We start from the raw sequence: 19223 nt of genomic DNA on the forward strand, positions 1-19223 counted from the left end.
CATCGTGCGCATGCCTGCGCATCCGACCCAAGAAATGAGTACCTAGAGGTGGCCCGAAGCACTCCGGAGCGCAATGCGATCCGCTCACTCGTCTGGCTGCTCGTCATCATCGTCGGCCTCATTGCCGCCAATGGCGCGAGCGTTCTGTTCAACAACGGGCAGTGGACGCCGAAGCTTGCCCTCGACCTGGAAGGCGGCACGCAGATCATCCTCGCGCCGCAGCTGGCCTCCGGTGAGCAGGTCGACCAGGAGCAGCTCGAGCAGGCCGTCGCGATCATCCGGCAGCGCGTCGACGCCGGAGGCGTGAGCGAGGCGGAGATCAATACGCAGGGCGGTGAGAACATCGTCGTGGCGATTCCGGGCGTACCCGACCCCGCCACGATCGAACGCATTCAGAGCTCGGCCAAGCTCGAGTTTCGGCCTGTGCTGCTCGCCGACCTCGCCTCGAATCAGGTTCTCGACGACCCTGAGGCGACCGACGACGAGTCCGCCGAAGGCGACGCCTCTGGCGACGACGCACCGGACGACGGCTCGGCCGAGCCCGCACCCAGCGCCTCGCCCACCGATGCGAGCGATCCTGCCTGGATCACCGAGGAGCTCCAGCGAGAGTTCGACACGTTCGACTGCGCGAGCCTCGACGTCGTGGGCGCGAACGTCGCGCCAGTGGACGAGCCCCTCATCACGTGCGAGGCCGACGACTCGATCAAGTACATCCTGGGGCCCGTCGAGGTCGAGGGCGAGGCCATCGCCGACGCGCGATCGGGCCTCATAGCCTCCTCGACCGGAGTGACCACGAACGAGTTCGGCGTCTTCATCGACTTCAACGAGGAAGGCACGGCGCAGTTCCGCGAGGTCACCGAGCGGCTCGTGACCCTCACGGGCATTCGCAACCAATTCGCCATCGTGCTGGACGGGCGCGTCATCAGCGCCCCGCGCACGATCAGCGCGATCACGGACGGTTCGCCGCAGATCAGCGGAAACTTCACGCAGGAGAGCGCTCAGGTGCTGGCCGACCAGCTCAAGTTCGGCGCGCTGCCGCTCGGCTTCGAGGTGCAGAGCAGCGAGAACATCACGGCGACGCTCGGTCTCTCGCAACTGCAGAGCGGCATCATCGCGGGTCTCATCGGTATCGCCCTGGTCATCGGCTATGCGCTCATCCAGTACCGCGCGCTCGGCGGCGTGATCATCGCATCCCTCGTCATCGCCGGCATCGTCACCTACCTCATCATCACCTACCTGTCGAATCAGCAGGGGTATCGGCTCTCTCTCGCGGGCGTCGCCGGCCTCATCATCTCCATCGGTGTGATCGCCGACTCCTTCATCGTGTACTTCGAGCGCATCAGGGACGAGCTGCGTGATGGTCGTCGACTGGACGGGGCGGTCCAGGCTGGCTGGAAGCGCGCATTCCGCACGATCCTCATCTCGGACGTCATCAACTTCATCGCCGCGGCCGTGCTCTTCGTGCTCGCCGTCGGCAACGTGCGGGGCTTCGCCTTCACGCTGGGCATCACGACGATCGTCGACCTCGTCGTCGTGGCACTGTTCACGCACCCGATGATGCAGCTGCTCGGTCGCACCCGGTTCTTCGGTGACGGCCACCCGTTGAGCGGCCTCGACCCCAAGGCGCTCGGCGCTGTCTACCGAGGACGCGCCCAGTTCCGACAGCCGCAATCGGTGACGGCCGTCAAGCGGGCCAGCAGCAGCCGTGAGGCGCAACGGCGTCAGACGATAGCCGAGCGCAAGGCCGCGGAAGCCCGCGGCGAAGGAGAGGACGCGCGATGAGCATGCTCACCAGGGTCGGCAACGACCTGTACACCGGCGCACGATCGTTCGACTTCGTCGGCAAGCGCGTCGTGTGGTACTCCATCGGCGCCGCCGTCATCATCCTCGCGATCGCGTTCACCGCTTTGCGCGGCGGTTTCGTGTTCGGCATCGAGTTTCGCGGGGGCTCCGAGTTCCGCGTCACGGGCAGCTCCGCCGCGATCGAGGGCACTGCAGCAGCGACCGCGATTGCGGTGGATGCCGTGGAGAACGTCGTCAGCGGCGCCAACCCTCGAGTGTCCATCGTGGGCAGCGACTCGGTGCGCGTCCAGACCGAGCAACTCACCCCAGGGGAGACGGATGAGTTGAGGGCCGCGCTCGCGGACGCCTATGGCGTCACTCAGGCCGACGTGGCCTCCTCGTTCATCGGCGCGACCTGGGGCGCCGACATCACCCGTCAGGCGCTCTCTGCCCTTGTCGTCTTCCTGCTCTTCGCGAGCGTCGTCATGGCGCTGTACTTCCGCACCTGGAAGATGGCGCTCGCGGCGATCGTCGCGCTCTTCCACGATCTCATCATCACGACCGGGGTGTACGGCGTGCTCGGCCTCGAGATCACGCCAGCCGCGGTCATCGGCTTCCTCACGATCCTGGGCTACTCGCTCTACGATACGGTCGTCGTGTTCGACAAGGTTCGAGAGAACACGAGCGAGGACGGAGTCGAATCGCGGCGCACCTTCGCGCAGTCGGTCAACCTCGCGGTGAACCAGACCCTCGTCCGCTCGATCAACACCTCCGTGGTCGCGGTGCTGCCGACCGCCGCGATCCTCTTCATCGGCTCACTGCTGCTCGGCGCCGGCACGCTCCGCGACATCGCTCTCGCGCTCTTCATCGGCACACTCGTGGGAACGTACTCGTCCATTTTCCTCGCCGCGCCGCTGTACGTGCACCTGCGGGAGAACGAGCCCGAGGTCAAGAAGCAGGGCTCGCGGCAGAAAGCAGCACGCCCGGAGTCGGGCGCCGTCCGCTGATCCCGCCTGAGCGGGATGCCCACCCACGCGCCGTAGAATCGGAGCAGGAGGGGCAGGGATGACCGATACCACGCAGCAGCAGGGCCCTGCGCTGCGCGCGCTCCTGCCTCGTATCTTCTCGCGATCTCAGCCCGCTGGGGGCCTCGAGACCCTCATCAAGGCAGTACGGCAGCAGCACCCGAAGGCCGACATCGGTCTCATCGAGCGCGCGTACAGGACCGCCGAGCGGGCTCACGCGAACCAGACACGCAAGAGCGGCGAGCCGTACATCACGCACCCGCTCGCGGTCGCGCAGATTCTCGCCGAACTCGGTATCGGGGCCAAGACCATCGCGGCGGCTCTGCTGCACGACACCGTGGAAGACACCGAGTACTCGATCGACCAGCTTCGCGCCGACTACGGCGACGAGATCGGCATGCTCGTCGACGGGGTCACCAAGCTGGACAAGCTCAAGTACGGCGACAGCGCCCAGGCCGAGACCGTTCGCAAGATGATCGTGGCGATGTCGAAAGACATCCGCGTGCTGATCGTCAAGCTCGCCGACCGCCTCCACAACGCCCGCACGTGGGGCTTCGTCCCGGCCGAGTCGGCCAGACGGAAAGCCCAGGAGACGCTCGAGATCTACGCGCCCCTGGCGCATCGCCTCGGCATTCAGACGATCAAGTGGGAGCTCGAGGACCTCTCGTTCTCGGTGCTGTACCCCAAGATCTACGTCGAGATCGAAAGTCTCGTGAAGGGCCGCACACCGGAGCGCGAGGCCTTCGTCCAGCAGGTCATCGAGGAGGTTCAGACCGATCTGCGTCAGGCGAAGATCAAGGGCGCCGTCGTCGGCCGGCCCAAGCAGTACTACTCGATCTACCAGAAGATGGTGCACCGCGGGCGCGACTTCGACGACATCTACGACCTCACCGGGGTGCGAATCCTGGTCGGCTCGATCCGCGACTGCTACGCGGTGCTCGGTGCCGTGCACGCACGCTGGAACCCCATGCCGGGGAGGTTCAAGGACTACATCGCGACGCCGAAGTTCAATCTCTACCAGTCCCTGCACACCACGGTGTTCGGCCCTGGCGGGCGCCCTGTCGAGCTTCAGATCCGCACGCACGAGATGCATCAGCGCGCAGAGTTCGGTGTGGCGGCGCACTGGAAGTACAAAGAGCGTATGGCCGGTTCCGGCCGCGGAGAGGCGGGAACCGAGCGCTCCGACACCGACATGGCGTGGCTCGCGCACATCTCGGACTGGCAGGCCGAGACGAGCGACCCCACCGAGTTCCTCGACAACCTGCGCTACGAGATCGGGGCGAAGGAGGTCTACGTCTTCACGCCTAAGGGCAAGGTCATCGGGCTCCCCGCCGGTGCAACGCCCGTCGACTTCGCGTACGCCGTGCACACCGAGATCGGGCATCGGACGATGGGGGCGAAGGTGAACGGTCGGCTCGTTCCCCTGGAGACAACGCTGGCGAGCGGAGACTCGGTCGAGGTCTTCACATCGAAGAATCCCGACGCAGGCCCCAGCCAAGACTGGCTGAGCTTCGTCACCAGCACGCGAGCACGGTCGAAGATCCGCCAGTGGTTCACGAAGGAGCGACGCGACGAAGCCGTCGAGCAGGGCAAGGACGCCATCGCGCGGGCGATGCGCAAGCAGAATCTTCCCCTGCAGCGCCTCATGACGCAGGACTCGGTCGCGCACGTCGCGCACCAGTTGCGCTACGAGACCGTCGAGGCCCTGTACGCGGCGGTGGGCGAGGGCCACGTCTCCACCCAGTCGGTCATCGAGAAGATTCTCGCGACGCTCCACGTCGAGTCGGAGTCCGATGACGAACCGTTCAGCGTTCCCGCCCGCTCGCGCAGTCCCCTCAGGACAAGCGATTCCGGGGTCCTCGTGCGGGGCGCCCCCGACATCCTCGTCAAGCTCGCCAAGTGCTGCACGCCCGTGCCCGGTGATGCGATCGTCGGCTTCGTCACGCGCGGTCAGGGGGTCAGTGTGCATCGCGGCGACTGCACCAACGTGCAGTCGTTGCTGGCCGAGCCCGACCGCATGATCGACGTCGAGTGGGCGCCGACCTCCAAGAGCGTGTTCCTCGTGCAGGTGCAGGTGGAGGCTCTCGACCGCGGAGGGTTGCTCTCCGACGTCACGCGCGTGCTGACCGAGCACCACGTCAACATCCTCTCCGCGAGCGTCAACACCAATCGCGACAGACTCGCGATCAGCCGCTTCGTCTTCGAGATGGGCGACACGACGCATCTCGACCGCGTGCTCAACGCGGTGCGCCGTATCGATGCGGTGTACGACGTCTACCGCGTCAGCAACGGCTGAGCTCGTCGAGCACGTGGCGAAGGCGAACGCGCGCTCGGCGGCTGTGGGCGGCCGCTGGCCGGCGGGCCAGCGCCGCGTCGATCTGGTCGCCGCTCAGTCCCGTTCCCGCGACGGCGGTGCTGTCCCGTACCGCCGCGGCGAGCAACTGAGGCAGATCTGATCCGTCATCGTGTCGAGCGAGATCGATGAGCGTGCGCAGCCGTGTCGTGATCGCGATACCGTCGAGCCGCGCCACCTCATCGGGATCGATCACGACTTCCCGCGCCGCGAGCGCGCGTCGAGCAGTGGAAGGAATTCGATGCAGGCTCGAGACGCAGCAGCACAGCACGGGACAGCTCGCTTCAGTCCACCCCCAGACCCACGCGGCGCAGCGCGCCGCCACGATGACACGGCCGTCGCGCAGAGCGGGGGAGAGCGCCGTGAGGCGCGCGCGCGGATCGAGGGGGACGTCGATGGGCAGGTAGCCCGCGCCGAGGGGGTGCAGCTCGCCATCGAGCGCGGCTGCTTGTAGCTCGGTCTCGGTCAGGTGGTCGGGTGTCGCTGACAGCATGCCGATAGTGTGATCGATGCGGTCTGGCGACTCCGAGCATCCTGCCGAATCGGGGAGAGCGCTGCCCTGCGCCGCACTGGGGACGACGGGCGATGCCTGCCGCTCAGGCGTCGACGGCGGCGAGCCAGGCGCGACGAGCTTCCAGCGCTTCGGTGAGCTCCGCCACCTTCGCCTCGTCCTTCGCGGCACGAGCTGCGGCGAGATCCTCCTCGAGCGTGGCGATCGCCGACTCCAGCTGGGAGGCGAGGCCCTCGGAGCGCGCCTTCTTCTCGGGGTTCGACGTGTTCCAGTGGTCGTCCTCGAGCTTGCGCACGGCGGTCTCGATGGCCCGCAGTCGGTCTTCGATCGACTTCATCTGGTCGCGCGGAACCTTGCCGATCGCATCCCACCGCTTCTGGATGTTCGTGAGCGTGTTGCGAGCGGCCACCCGGTCGGTTGCCGACAGCAACGGCTTCGCCTCTTCCAGGATGGCGAGCTTCGCCTCGAGGTTGCCTGCGAACTCCTCGTTCTCACGCGCATCGACCTCGGCCTTCGCTGCGTAGAGCACGTCGCCGGCAGCCTTGAAAGAGTCCCAGAGCGCGTCATCGACCTTCTTGCCAGCGCGACCGGCCTGCTTCCACTCGTCGAGAAGACGGCGATAGGCGGGAATGCCTGCCGTCCCCTGGCTCGCCAGGGCCTCCGCGCGCGAGACGAGCTCCTGCTTGCGATGCCGAGCATCCTTGTGCTCGGCATCGAGGGCCGCGAAGAACGCGCGACGGTGCGTCTCGACCGTCGTGCGTGCGGTGCGAAAGCGCTTCCACAGCTCGTCCGCCTGCTTCTTGGGGACGCGCGGACCCGTCTGCTGGTGCTCCTTCCAGCGCGAGAAGAGCGCGTCAAGCTCTGCCGTCGCCTGCTTCCACTGCACCGTCTGCGGATCCTTCGCCGCGAGAGCCTCTGCGGCCACGACGATCTGCGTGCGCTCCGCGAGAGCTGCCTCAAGAGCGGCAGCGGCTTCGGCTTTCTGCTCCTCCGTGAGCTTCTCGACCGCAACGCTGAGGGCGGCGACGCGTACGCGCAGCGACTCGAGGTCTCCGACGGCCGCGGCCGAGTCGAGCGCCTCCGTAAGGCTTGCGACAGTCTTCGCGATGTCTGCGGCCGGGGCTCCACCCCTCGCCCGCTGCTCGAGAAGCCGCACCTGACCTTCGAGCTCCCCGAACTTGCGGGTGAAGTAGGCGAGGGCCTCTTCCGGAGTGCCGTCGGGATACTGCCCCACCGCGCGCTCGGCACCCCGGTCGGTGACGTAGACCGTGCCGGTCTCGTCGACGCGGCCCCACTGGGTCACACCGTTCTCAGTCACGTGGATCTCATCCTCTGATCACTCGGTCGGCGGCGACGGTCGTCGCGCGGCCTTTCAGCATATTCCACGCCGACCCACCGCCGGACGGGCGCCGGACACGGTGCCGAGCATCGCTATTGGATCGTGATGCTGGTGATCGTCGTTGCGATGGCGGGGGGTCCGTCCGGCGCCCCGCCCTCGGCGCCGGCGTCGACGATTCCGCTCATCAAGGCGTCGAGTCCGCTCGTGATGCGGCCGAGCACCGTATACCCGCCCGCCGCGTCAGAGGGGATCGTGGATCCCTCGTACACGATGAAGAACTGGCTGCCCATGCTCGAGCCATCGCCGCCCTGACGCGCCATCGCGAGCGTGCCAGCGGGGTACACATCATCCTCCGGTGCGTTCTCGATCGGTCCGAACCGATAGTCAGGGCCTCCCGTACCGTCGCCTGCGGGGTCGCCGCACTGCAGAACGAAGATGCCCTCGGTCGTGAGGCGGTGGCACGTGAGCCCGGCGTAGAACTCCGTCTGCACGAGGGACACGAAGGAGGCGACCGCCTGCGGCGCGGCCATGCCGTCGAGCTCGAGGGCGAGCTCGATGTCGTCGTTGAGGGTGAGCGATCCGGTCCACGTGCGAAACTCGCTGAGCTCCGGCGCGGGAGCCCCGGCCTCGGGCGGCGTGGTCGGCGTGGCGGACGGTTCCGCGCTCGGCGTGCTAACGGGGTCCGGAGCGCCCGGCCCGGCGAGGTACGCCAGCTGCGCCGTCGTCGCAAGAGCGGCCACGACGACGAGCCCGACCACCGCGATGAGATTGTCGCGCTTGCGGCGCGCGACCTTCGTCACGTGGACGGTCTGGCGCGCCTGATATTGACGCAGCCTCTCGCGCGCCTGACGATCCTTGCTCGAGCTGGCTACCACTGTGCTCCCTCTGCCGTGCGAACGCTGGCGGCGCCGCCGGAGGGCGCCGAGGTGAACTCTAGTCGAGGGCGAGCCAGAGCCCGGCGATACCGGTGCGCCCCTGGCGGGGGCCGATAGCATCGCCCCATGGATGCACAGCCCGGGCTCGGCTCGAGCGCCGTTCCCCTGGCTGTTCGCATGAGGCCCAGCTCCCTCGAGGAGGTGGCGGGCCAGCAGCATCTTCTCGCTCCGGGTTCGCCGCTCGTGAGCTTGGCGAGCGATGACCCCTCGCGGTCGCCGAGCGCGGTCTCGGTCATCCTCTGGGGACCTCCGGGCACCGGCAAGACGACGCTCGCCCAGGCGATCGCGCGCAGCTCGGGCCGGCGCTTCGTCGAGCTCTCGGCCGTGACGGCCGGTGTGCGGGATGTGCGCGAGGTCATGGAGCGGGCCCTGGCAGACAGAGACCTCTACGGCTCCTCGACGGTGCTGTTCCTCGATGAGATCCATCGGTTCACCAAGGCGCAGCAGGATGCGCTGCTCCCCGGTGTCGAGAACGGATGGGTGATCCTCATCGCGGCGACGACGGAGAACCCGTCTTTCTCGGTCATCGCGCCGCTGTTGAGCCGCAGTCTCCTGCTCACACTGGCCGCCCTCAGCGATGTCGACCTGGGCGAGCTCGTGGACCGGGCAGTCGCCGACCCACGCGGGCTTGGAGGACGGTTCGTGCTCGATCCGGCTGCCCGCGAGGCGCTCGTGCGACTCGCGTCAGGAGACGCTCGGCGCGCGCTCACCGCGCTCGAGGCCGCTGCGCAGTCCGCAGGAGCCTCCGCAACCGCCTCGGAGCAAACCGAGGGGGATGCGCCTCCTGTGATCACGGCCGACATCGTGGCGCGCGCGGTCGACCGGGCGCTGCTGCGCTACGACAAGCAGGGCGACGAGCACTACGACGTGATCAGCGCCTTCATCAAGTCGATCCGCGGGAGCGATCCGGACGCCGCGCTGCACTACCTCGCCCGCATGATCGAAGCGGGGGAGGACCCTCGGTTCATCGCGCGACGCGTGATCATCTCCGCAGCGGAGGACATCGGCATTGCGGACCCGCAGGCGCTCCCTCTCGCAGTCGCGGCTGCGCAGGCGGTGCAGCTCATCGGCATGCCCGAGGGCCGCATCCCCCTCGCCGAAGCCGTCGTGTACCTCGCGACGGCACCCAAGTCGAACGCCTCCTACCGGGCCTTGGACGCCGCGATCGCCGACGTGCGGGCAGGCGGGATCGGTCGCGTGCCCGCGCCGCTGCGCGATGCACACTACCCGGGAGCGAAACGGCTCGGTCACGGACAGGGCTACGTGTACCCGCACGACGAACCGCTGGGTGTCGCGGAGCAGCAGCACCTGCCCGACGCGCTGGCGGAGCGGGAGTACTACCGCCCGACGGAGCGGGGGTACGAGCGCGAGGTGACGGCTCGGCTCGCGAAGCTGCGGGCGATCGTGCGGGGCGAGAAGCGGCCCGGGTGAGTGAGCGACGTCGGGCGCTCTGCTAAGCTTGCTCGGCCCGTCAGATATGGGCACACCCTCCCTCGCAGTCTCCACCGGATCGCCTCGGCGTGCGTCCGGAACGGACGGAGAGGTGTACGCCCGTGAGCCGCTGAGATTCTCGGCCACGACCATGGAAGGAAGACGTGTCCACCAAGTCACGCACTCGCAGCAAGACCCGACTCTCGCGTGCCCTCGGCATCGCCCTCACCCCGAAGGCGGCCAAGTACCTCGAGAAGCGCCCCTACGCCCCCGGTGAGCACGGCCGCACCAAGCGCAAGGCCGACAGTGACTACGCCGTGCGCCTGCGCGAGAAGCAGCGCCTCCGCGCCCAGTACGGCATCCGCGAGGCACAGCTCAAGATCGCGTTCAACGAGGCACGTCGCTCGGCTGGCCTGACCGGTGAGAACCTCGTCGAGCTGCTCGAGATGCGCCTTGACGCGCTCGTGCTGCGCTCCGGCTTCGCCCGCACGACCGCGCAGGCGCGCCAGATGGTCGTGCATCGCCACATCCTCGTCGACGGACAGCTCGTCGACCGGCCCTCCTTCCGCGTGAAGCCTGGCCAGCTCATCCACGTCAAGGCTCGCAGCGAGGGCATGGAGCCGTTCCAGGTCGCCGCGGCAGGTGGCCACGTCGACGTGCTGCCGAAGGTGCCCGGCTACCTGGAGGTCGATCTCTCCACGCTCCAGGCGCGCCTCGTGCGCCGCCCCAAGCGCGCCGAGGTCCCCGTGACGTGCGAGGTCCAGCTCGTCGTCGAGTACTACGCGGCCCGATAGGGCTCCACAGCACTCTACGGAACGGGGGCTCGGCGCACGCCGGGCCCCCGTTCGTCGTCTCCCGCTCCCGCTAGGCTGGAGTCTGCCCGCATTCGGGCTCACCCGCGACCGCACCACTGACCGCACCACCGATCGAGGGAGTACCCCATGAAGAACATCGTCTGGCTCATCGTCGGCGCCGCCGTCGGATTCATCGCCGCCCACCAGGTGGCCAAGACCCCGCAGGGCAAGCAGTTCTTCGACGATGTCGATGAGAAGGCCCGCGAGTTCGGCACGGCTGTCGTCGAGGGCTACAAGCAGCGCGAGGCCGAGCTGCGCGCCGCCGTGGCCGAGGCGGAGGACACGATCGCCGACCTCACCAACCGCCTCAAGTAGCACGCCCCACGTCGTCGGGCGGGGCACGCCAGCCCCACCGACCGAGACACAGGAACCCTCCATGCAGACCGCCGACATCCAGCGCCGGTGGCTCGACTTCTTCGGAAGCCGCGGTCACACGGTCGTGCCCTCCGCCTCGCTCATCGCGGATGACCCGACGGTCATGTTCACGATCGCGGGCATGGTGCCGTTCATCCCCTACCTCACGGGGGTCGTGCCGGCACCGTACCCGCGCGCCACGAGCGTGCAGAAGTGCATCAGGACGAACGACATCGACGAGGTCGGCAAGACGACGCGTCATGGCACGTTCTTCCAGATGAACGGCAACTTCTCGTTCGGCGACTACTTCAAGGCCGGTGCGATCGAGTATGCCTGGGAGCTCCTGACCCTGCCGGAGACTCAGGGCGGTCTGGGCTTCGCTGAGAAGGACCTCTGGGTCACCGTGTACGAAGAGGACGACGAGGCGCGGCGCCTGTGGAAGAGCATCGCGGGCCTGCCCGACGAGCGCATCCAGAACATGGGCAAGGAGGACAACTACTGGTCGACCGGTCAGCCCGGCCCCGCGGGCCCGTGCTCGGAGATTTATTTCGACCGCGGCCCCGCCTACGGCCCCGAGGGCGGCCCCGCGGTGGACGACACCCGGTACATCGAGATTTGGAACCTCGTGTTCATGCAGTACGCGATCGACCAGGTGGCCTCGAAGACCGAGTTCCGCATCGTGGGCGAACTGCCGAACAAGAACATCGACACCGGCATGGGTATGGAACGCGTCGCGTTCCTCAAGCAGGGCGTCGAGAACATGTACGAGATCGACCAGGTGCGCCCCGTGCTCGACGCAGCCGCGAGCCTGTCCGGACGCCGCTACGGTGCTGATCCCGAGGATGACGTGCGCATGCGCGTCATCGCCGACCACGTGCGGTCCTCCCTCATGCTCATGACCGACGGCGTCGCGCCGGGCAACGAGGGACGGGGCTACATCCTGCGCCGCCTCATGCGGCGCAGCATCCGGGCCATGAGGCTGCTCGGGGTTGACGCCCCGAGTTTCGCGGAGCTCTTCGGCGCCTCGCGGGACGCGATGAGCACCGCCTACCCGGACGTGGCGGAGAACTACGATCGCGTGTCGCGCCTCGCCCTCGGTGAGGAGGAGGCGTTCCTGCGCACGCTCGCCGCAGGCACGAGCATCCTCGATCTCGCCGTCGACCGCACCGCGCAGGCTGGCGGGGGAGTGCTGGCGGGCGACACCGCCTTCCAGCTGCACGACACGTTCGGCTTCCCCATCGATCTGACGCTCGAGATGGCCGAAGAGGCTGGGCTCTCCGTCGACCGCGCCGCCTTCGACCGGCTGATGAGCGAACAGCGCTCGCGCGCCAAAGCCGATGCCAAGTCGAAGAAGGCGGTGCTCGCCGACGTCTCGGTGTACGGGGAGTTCCGCGCCCACGGCGAGACCCACTTCCTCGGCTACGACCAGCTCGACGCCGAGACGACCGTGCTCGGCGTCATCGTGGACGGGCGCAGCGTTCCCGCGGCACACGCCGGCGATCTCGCCGAGATCATCCTCGCCGAGACCACTCTCTACGCGGAGTCCGGAGGACAGGAGTCTGACGCCGGGTCGATCGTCGGCCCGGGCTACGAGCTCGAGGTGCTCGACGTGCAGCGCCCGATCGGGGGCCTCGTGAGCCATCGCGTTCAGGTGCGCAGCGGAGAGGTGCAGGTGGGGCACGCCGCGACGACGCACGTCGACCCGCAGTGGCGGCGCGCGGCCACCCAGGCGCACTCGGCCACGCACGTCATCCACGCAGCCCTTCGTCAGACCCTCGGCGACGACGCCCACCAGTCCGGCTCCTACAACAAGGCCGGGTACATGCGCCTCGACTTCAGCTGGAACCAGGCGCTGAGCCCCGCCACGCGCAGCGAGCTGGAAGAGATCAGCAACATCGCCGTACGCGACAACCTTCCCGTCGAGACGCGGGTCATGGGGCTCGATGAGGCGAAGTCGCTCGGCGCGATGGCCCTGTTCGGCGAGAAATACGGCGACCGCGTGCGGGTGGTGGACATCGGCGGCCCGTGGTCGCGCGAGCTGTGCGCCGGCACCCACGTCGCGAGCTCGGCGGAAATCGGGATGATCAGTCTCGTGAGCGAGTCGTCGGTCGGCTCGAGCAATCGGCGAGTAGAGGCGCTTGTGGGCCTCGACGCCTTTCGGGAGTTCGCGACAGAGCGGGCGATCGTCGCACAGCTGACGAGCACCCTCAAGACGCCGAAGGACAAGCTTCCTGAGCGGATCAGCGAGCTCGCGGCGCAGCTCAAGGCGGCGGAGAAGCGCATCGCGCAGATCGAGGCGAGCCGGCTCAGCGAACGCGTGCCGGCGCTCGTGGCGTCCGCATCGCCGATGGGGGCGGTCGCCGCGGTCGTCGAGAATATCGGCTCGGTCGGCTCGGCAGATGATGTGCGCGCCCTCGCGACGAACGTGCGCGCGCGCCTGGCCGACACCGCGGCGGTCGTGGCCCTCGCGGCCGAGGTGGGCGGCAAGGCGACCGTGATCGTGGCGACGACACCATCGGCTCGCGAGGTCGGCGCGAAGGCGGGCGAGCTGGCGCGCATCGCCTCCGGCGTCTTGGGCGGCGGTGGCGGAGGCAAGGACGACCTCGCGCAAGGGGGCGGTTCGGAGCCATCGGCGATCGGGGCGGCCCTCGAGGCCATCGTGCGCGAGCTGCGCTCCTGAGCATGAGGCCCGCCGTGCGGCTCGGCGTCGACGTGGGGCGCGCCCGCATCGGCATCGCGCGCAGCGATGTGCACGGAATGCTCGCGACCCCCGTCGAGACTCTCCCGCGACGGAGCGACTACGGTGCGAGCATCCGCCGCATCGTCGACGAGACGGGCGCGACCGAACTGGTCGTCGGACTCCCGCTCTCGTTGAGCGGCGCCGAGACGGCGTCCACGGCAGACGCGCGGTCTGTCGCCATCGAGCTTGCCCGCACCCTCGGCATCGCTGTGCGTCTCGTCGACGAGCGGCTCACGACCGTCACCGCCGCACGCTCGCTGCGGGAAGCGGGTCGAACCTCGCGCACGTCCCGCGCCGTCGTCGACCAGGTCGCCGCTGTTATCCTGCTCCAGCACGCCCTCGACCACGAGCGCGCCAGCGGCAGCCCGCCCGGCGAACTCGTCGACCCGGACGAAGGACACCCCTGACCGTGAGCGAGAACGACGACAACTGGGACGCGATTTTCCGCCCGGCGCAGCCGAGCTCCGCGCCGGCGAGCCGCAACGCCGAGGACTCGCGCCCGTCGGTGACCAAGGGCGAGTCGGCCCCGCTCTCACGTCGAGCGGCGCGGGACGCACGAGGGCGCTCGAGCACGCGACGCACCCCCCTCGACCGCACCGGTGGCGCACGACGCCGACGCCGTTGGCCGTGGGTGCTGGGAATACTCGTGGTGCTGCTCCTGGGAGGAGCAGCCGGCGGCGCCTGGTACGTCTGGACGAACTACGAGACCCAGGTGCGTGAAGTGCTCGGCTGGGAGCTGCCCAACGACTACGAGGGCTCGGGCAACGGCACCGAAGTGCTCGTGACCATCTACAGCGGTGAGATCGGTGCCGACGTCGCGGAATCTCTGACGGAGCAGGGCGTGACGATGACCTTCGACGCCTTCTACGAACTCCTCCTGGCCGACCCGTCGATCTCCTTCATCCCCGGCACCTACCGTCTTGAGGAGCAGATGTCGGCGCAGTCGGCGCTGGATGCTCTTCTCGACCCCGCCAACAAGGTCGAGCTGAGCGCGACCGTGCGCGAGGGCCTGCGGGCCGGCGAGGTCATCGAGGCGCTGTCGGCGGGCACGGGCATCGCCCTCGAGGAGTACGAGGCGGCCATCGCCGACCCGTCTCTGTACGGCGTTCCCGCGGTCGCTCCGAACATCGAGGGCTACCTGTTCCCCGCGACGTACCGCTTCGAGCCCGGAACGACTGCGGAGGATCACATCCGCATACTCGTGGATGAGATGTTTGCCCGACTGGACGCGGCGGGCGTCGCCGAGCAGGACCGCCACGAGGTGCTCACGAAGGCCTCGCTCATCCAGCGCGAGGCGCGGCTCGCGGAGGACTTCTACCGGGTGGCGCGCGTCATCGAGAACCGCCTGGCGGAGAATGCCCTCCTGCAGTTCGACTCAGCCACCCAGTACGGTGCGGGCGAGACCGGGTCGGTGTGGTCGAGCGGCGACGCCTTGAGTGCCGAGAACCCATACAACACCTATGCGAATCCGGGCCTCCCGATCGGCCCGATCGCGGCACCCGGCGATCTCGCCATCGACGCCGCGCTCAACCCTGCCGAGGGCGACTGGTTCTACTTCGTGACGATCGACCTGGCCACCGGCGAGACGAAGTTCTCCGAGACGCTCGCGGAGCACGAGGCGGGCGTGGCGCAGCTGCGCGCCTGGTGCCGCGCGAGCGAGGAGAACGCCGTCTACTGTGAGTGATCGCAGGCTCGCCGTCCTTGGGCACCCCGTCGCGCACTCTCTGTCGCCCGCGATGCACACCGCGGCGTACGAGGTGCTCGGCCTCGATTGGTCGTACGGTCGAGCAGAGGTGCGCGAGCACGAACTCGCGGCCTTCATCGACGGGCTTGATCGCTCCTGGCGCGGCCTCTCGGCCACGATGCCGCTCAAAGAGGAGCTTGCGCGATTCGGCGACGATGACGACCGCGATGTTCGGCTGACGGGGGCCGCCAACACCCTGCTGCTCTCCGACGAGGGTCGACGGGTCGTGCGCAACACTGATGTGGTCGGAGTCGGGCGCTCGCTACAGGGAGCCGGGCTGAGCACAGCCGAGCACGCTGTGGTGGTGGGCGCCGGTGCGACGGCGCGCTCGGTCGTCGTCGCGCTCGACGTGCTGGGAGTGCGAGGCATCACGGTGGCGGTGCGCGACGCCGCTCGCGCGGTCGGCATCCGCTCGCTCGCCGAGGAGCTCGGGCTCGAGCTCGATGTGGTCGCGCTCGGTGACCTGGCAGCTGTCGTGGAGGAAACCGACGTCGTCGCGTGGACTCTTCCGAACGGCGTACCCCTTGACGCGGAGCTGCCCGTGAGCGCGCGAGAGCACGCCGTCGCCCTCGATGTCACCTACCACCCCTGGCCTGGGCCGCTCGCCGCGCAGTGGCTCGCCGTGGGCGGTCGCGTGGCCTCCGGTCGCGACATGCTTCTCCACCAGGCGGTCCGGCAGGTTCGACTCTTCGTCTCCGGCCAGACCGAGGAGCCGCTCGAGGCGGAGGCGACGGTGGAGGCCGCGATGGCCTCCGCGCTCGTGAAAGACTAGGGGCATGCTGCGCTGGTTGACCGCCGGGGAATCTCACGGCCCCGAACTCATTGCCGTCCTCGAGGGGCTGCCCGCGGGCGTGCCCGTTCTGCGGGAGGCGATTCAGGCCGATCTGCAACGCCGCAAGCTCGGCTACGGTCGCGGCGCGCGGATGAAGTTCGAGCAGGACGAGCTGACGATCTCCGGGGGAGTGCGGCACGGCGTGAGCATGGGCAGCCCGGTCGCTCTGCGCATCGGCAACACCGAGTGGCCCAAGTGGACCACTGTCATGAGCCCCGACCCGGTCGACCCCGCCGAGCTACAGACCGGTCGGGGTGCTCCTCTGACGCGACCTCGGCCCGGTCACGCCGACCTGGTCGGCATGCAGAAGTACGGCTTCGACGAGTCGCGCCCGGTGCTCGAGCGTGCGAGTGCTCGGGAGACGGCGGCGCGCGTCGCCCTCGGCGCGATCGCGAGGTCGTTCCTGTCGGAGCTCGGCGTGCGTCTCGTCGCGCACACCCTGAGCATCGGCCCGGTGCGCGTTCCCGAGGATGCCCCGCTCCCGCACCCCGACGACGTGGACCGTCTCGACGCCGACCCGCTGCGCTGCCTGCACGCCGAAACGAGCGCCCGCATGGTGGAGGAGGTCGACGCCGCCCACAAGAGTGGCGACACCCTCGGCGGTGTGGTCGAGGTCATCGCGTACGGGCTTCCGCCCGGTCTGGGCTCTTACGTGCACTGGGATCGCCGCCTCGACGCCCGCCTCGCGGCGGCGCTCATGGGCATCCAGGCCATTAAGGGCGTCGAGGTTGGAGACGGCTTCGAGTCGACCCGCCGGCCTGGCTCCGCAGCGCACGACGAGCTCGTACTGGAGGACGGCGTGATCCACCGGGAGAGCGATCGCGCGGGCGGTACTGAGGGTGGGATGAGCACCGGCGGAGCGCTCCGCGTGCGTGCGGGAATGAAGCCCATCGCGACCGTGCCGCACGCGCTGCGCACCATCGACACCGCCACCGGCGAGGCCGCGCCCGCCCACCATCAGCGCTCCGACGTGTGCGCCGTGCCCGCGGCCGGCGTCGTCGCGGAGGCCATGGTCGCCCTCGTCCTCGCCGAGGCCGTCACCGAGAAGTTCGGTGGCGACTCGATCGACGAGACGCGCCGCAATCTCGAGAACTACCTCGCCGCCATCCCGGCGACGCTCCGGACGGCGGTCGCCGAGGCCCGTGCCTGAGCGCGACGGGACGCGCCCCCGTGCGAGCACCGAGACACCCTCGCCGCTCGCCGTGCTCATCGGGGCGCCTGCCGCCGGCCAGACGCGGATCGGCAAGCGCGTAGCGCGCACCCTGTCGGTGCCCTTCCTCGACACCGATGCTCTCGTCGAGGCCGAGCACGGGCCGATCCCGACGATCTTCGCCGAGCAGGGCGAGCCGACCTTCCGCCGCTGGGAGGCGGAGGCCGTGGCCCACGCGCTCGGCCAGCCCGCGATCGTCGCGCTCGGCGGTGGTGCGGTGATGACCCCGTCGACCGCGGAAGCGCTGCGCGCGCTGCCCGTGGTGCTGCTCACGATCACGCCGGACGCGGTAGCGACGCGCATCGGCAACGGCAAGCGGCCGCTGCTCGCGGGCGGGATCGAGCGCTGGACGGAGCTCGTCGAGGCGCGCATGCCCGTGTACCAGTCGCTCGCGACCGTGCAGTGGGACACCTCGCGCCGGCCGACGAGCCAAATCGCCGAGGAGATCGCCACCTGGGTGCGCACTCTGCCCGCCCACGAAGCACCGGGAGGCCATGCATGACGACCGCCACGACCGCCATCCCCGTGACGGGGGATTCCGCGTACGACGTGCTCGTCGGCCGCGGCCTCCTCGCCTCGCTCGAGGAGCATCTCCCGCCGACGGCGGCGAAAGCGCTCATCGTGCACGCTCCCACGCTCGGTGCTGTCGCGGAGGGGCTGCGCGAGGCCCTCGCGGGGCGCATCGAGGTGCTGCTCGCCGAGGTGCCCGACGCGGAGGCCGCCAAGCGGGTCGAGGTCGCCGCGTTCTGCTGGCAGGTCATGGGGCAGACCGACTTCACGCGCACCGATGTCGTCGTGGGTCTCGGGGGCGGTGCCACGACCGACCTCGCGGGCTTCGTCGCCGCCACCTGGTTGCGCGGGGTGCCGCTCATCCAGGTGCCCACGACCGTGCTGGGCATGGTGGATGCCGCCGTCGGTGGCAAGACGGGCATCAACACGGCGGAGGGCAAGAACCTCGTGGGCGCCTTCTACGCTCCGCGCGTGGTGCTCGCCGATCTCGACCTCCTCGGCACCCTGCCGCAGAACGAGATCCTCGCGGGCTTCGCCGAGATCGCGAAGTGCGGCTTCATCGCGGACCCGGTGATTCTCGATCTGCTGGAAGCTGATGTGACGCTCGCGACCGATTCAGGCACCGAGGTCTTCCGCGAGCTCGTCGAGCGCGCGATCACGGTCAAAGCCCGCGTCGTGAGCGAGGACTTCACCGAGCAGGGCCAGCGCGAGATCCTGAACTACGGTCACACGCTGGGGCACGCGATCGAGCACGCCGAGCGCTACCGGTGGCGTCACGGTGCGGCCATCTCGATCGGCATGGTCTACGTCGCCGAGCTCGCGCACCTCGCGGGCTCGCTGAGCGCGGAGGCCGTCGACCGCCACCGCCGCATCCTCGCCTCCCTCACCCTGCCCACCGGGTACCCGCTGGGACGATGGAAGACACTGCTCGCGACGATGCAGCGCGACAAGAAGGCGCGTGCGGGCATGCTGCGCTTCATCGTGCTCGACGACATCGCCCGCCCGCGCGTGCTCAACGGCACCGACGAGTCGATGCTCTTCGCCGCCTACCAGGAGGTCGGAGAGTGAGGGCGCTCACTAGGCTGACGGCATGACGATCGATCGCGTGCTCGTGCTCAACGGGCCCAATCTCAACAGGCTTGGAACGCGGGAGCCCGAGGTCTACGGCACAGCGACGCTGGAGGATGTGCGGGCCGGGCTCGTCGCACGAGCGGGCGACGTCGAGATCGACCTGCGCCAGACGAACGATGAGGCGACCCTGATCGGCTGGTTGCACGAGGCCGTGGATGCTCGCACCCCGGTCATCCTCAATCCCGCAGCCTTCACGCACTACTCATACGCACTGCGGGACGCTGTCGCGCTCGTCACCGGCGCGGGAGTCGCCGTCATCGAGGTGCACCTCTCCAATCCGCACGCCCGGGAGCAGTTCCGTCACACGAGCGTCGTGAGCGGCGTCTCGACCGGCGTGATCGCGGGGTTCGGCGAGAAGTCCTACCACCTCGCGCTCGACGCGATTCTGCGCTCCTCCTAGCCGCGCACTAGACTCGCTCGGCGGCGCTCGCACCCTCGATGCGCTGCTCGTGACCCACGGAACGGATTGTGA

At 69.0% G+C, this 19223-nt stretch carries 17 protein-coding genes; 14 read left to right on the forward strand and 3 right to left on the reverse strand.

Annotated features, from left to right (window positions below; genetic code table 11):
• The first annotated feature begins 48 nt into the window (after window positions 1–48).
• Genes secD through RJQ01_RS08650 form a run of 3 tightly spaced genes read left to right on the forward strand, consistent with a single transcriptional unit; the run spans window position 49 to window position 5103 of the window.
• Complete coding sequence (gene secD / locus RJQ01_RS08640; protein ID WP_350476325.1) at window positions 49–1782, forward strand: protein translocase subunit SecD; 1734 nt, start codon at window positions 49–51, stop codon at window positions 1780–1782.
• Window positions 1779–2789: a protein translocase subunit SecF gene (secF, locus tag RJQ01_RS08645; protein WP_350476326.1), complete on the forward strand. Its 1011-nt coding sequence runs from the start codon at window positions 1779–1781 to the stop codon at window positions 2787–2789. The genes secD and secF overlap by 4 nt, the downstream gene beginning before the upstream one ends.
• A gap of 58 nt (window positions 2790–2847) precedes the next feature.
• A complete protein-coding gene (locus RJQ01_RS08650; RefSeq protein WP_350476327.1) occupies window positions 2848–5103 on the forward strand; it encodes a RelA/SpoT family protein in 2256 nt (751 codons plus the stop codon).
• On the opposite strand, the gene RJQ01_RS08655 is transcribed toward RJQ01_RS08650, so the two are convergent.
• The 3 genes from RJQ01_RS08655 to RJQ01_RS08665 form a co-directional block, all read right to left on the reverse strand.
• Window positions 5090–5653, reverse strand: a complete 564-nt coding sequence (locus tag RJQ01_RS08655) for a hypothetical protein (protein ID WP_350476328.1) — start codon at window positions 5651–5653, stop codon at window positions 5090–5092. The genes RJQ01_RS08650 and RJQ01_RS08655 overlap by 14 nt on opposite strands.
• Window positions 5654–5756: 103 nt before the next feature.
• Window positions 5757–6989, reverse strand: a complete 1233-nt coding sequence (locus RJQ01_RS08660) for a DUF349 domain-containing protein (protein WP_350476329.1) — start codon at window positions 6987–6989, stop codon at window positions 5757–5759.
• 113 nt (window positions 6990–7102) lie between these two features.
• Window positions 7103–7810 carry a peptidylprolyl isomerase gene (locus tag RJQ01_RS08665; protein ID WP_350476330.1) on the reverse strand — a complete coding sequence of 236 codons (708 nt, stop codon included), beginning with the start codon at window positions 7808–7810 and terminating at the stop codon, window positions 7103–7105.
• A gap of 201 nt (window positions 7811–8011) precedes the next feature.
• On the opposite strand from RJQ01_RS08665, the gene RJQ01_RS08670 reads away from it, so the two are divergent.
• From RJQ01_RS08670 to aroQ, 11 genes are all read left to right on the forward strand, one after another.
• The gene (locus tag RJQ01_RS08670; RefSeq protein WP_350476331.1) at window positions 8012–9376 is read left to right on the forward strand and encodes a replication-associated recombination protein A; all 1365 of its coding nucleotides are present in this window, start codon (window positions 8012–8014) and stop codon (window positions 9374–9376) included.
• 164 nt (window positions 9377–9540) lie between these two features.
• A complete protein-coding gene (gene rpsD, locus RJQ01_RS08675; protein WP_350476332.1) occupies window positions 9541–10170 on the forward strand; it encodes a 30S ribosomal protein S4 in 630 nt (209 codons plus the stop codon).
• A 147-nt stretch (window positions 10171–10317) separates the two neighbouring features.
• A complete protein-coding gene (locus RJQ01_RS08680) occupies window positions 10318–10545 on the forward strand; it encodes a hypothetical protein (protein ID WP_350476333.1) in 228 nt (75 codons plus the stop codon).
• A gap of 61 nt (window positions 10546–10606) precedes the next feature.
• Entirely contained in the window at window positions 10607–13264 is a 2658-nt protein-coding gene (gene alaS / locus RJQ01_RS08685) for an alanine--tRNA ligase (RefSeq protein ID WP_350476334.1), read from the forward strand.
• 2 nt (window positions 13265–13266) lie between these two features.
• A complete protein-coding gene (gene ruvX / locus RJQ01_RS08690; protein ID WP_350476335.1) occupies window positions 13267–13731 on the forward strand; it encodes a Holliday junction resolvase RuvX in 465 nt (154 codons plus the stop codon).
• A 2-nt stretch (window positions 13732–13733) separates the two neighbouring features.
• Window positions 13734–15008 carry an endolytic transglycosylase MltG gene (gene mltG, locus RJQ01_RS08695; protein WP_350476336.1) on the forward strand — a complete coding sequence of 425 codons (1275 nt, stop codon included), beginning with the start codon at window positions 13734–13736 and terminating at the stop codon, window positions 15006–15008.
• Window positions 15001–15840, forward strand: a complete 840-nt coding sequence (locus RJQ01_RS08700; RefSeq protein WP_350476337.1) for a shikimate dehydrogenase — start codon at window positions 15001–15003, stop codon at window positions 15838–15840. The genes mltG and RJQ01_RS08700 overlap by 8 nt, the downstream gene beginning before the upstream one ends.
• A 4-nt stretch (window positions 15841–15844) precedes the next feature.
• Complete coding sequence (gene aroC / locus RJQ01_RS08705; protein WP_350476338.1) at window positions 15845–17050, forward strand: chorismate synthase; 1206 nt, start codon at window positions 15845–15847, stop codon at window positions 17048–17050.
• Window positions 17043–17612, forward strand: coding sequence for a shikimate kinase (locus RJQ01_RS08710; protein ID WP_350476339.1), 570 nt, complete (start codon window positions 17043–17045; stop codon window positions 17610–17612). The genes aroC and RJQ01_RS08710 overlap by 8 nt, the downstream gene beginning before the upstream one ends.
• The gene (gene aroB / locus RJQ01_RS08715) at window positions 17609–18688 is read left to right on the forward strand and encodes a 3-dehydroquinate synthase (RefSeq protein WP_350476340.1); all 1080 of its coding nucleotides are present in this window, start codon (window positions 17609–17611) and stop codon (window positions 18686–18688) included. The genes RJQ01_RS08710 and aroB overlap by 4 nt, the downstream gene beginning before the upstream one ends.
• A 28-nt stretch (window positions 18689–18716) precedes the next feature.
• Window positions 18717–19151, forward strand: coding sequence for a type II 3-dehydroquinate dehydratase (aroQ, locus tag RJQ01_RS08720; protein ID WP_350476475.1), 435 nt, complete (start codon window positions 18717–18719; stop codon window positions 19149–19151).
• The last annotated feature ends 72 nt before the right edge of the window (window positions 19152–19223 follow it).

This window comes from Microcella sp. (genome assembly GCF_040286215.1).
Classification (GTDB): Bacteria; Actinomycetota; Actinomycetes; order Actinomycetales; family Microbacteriaceae; genus Microcella.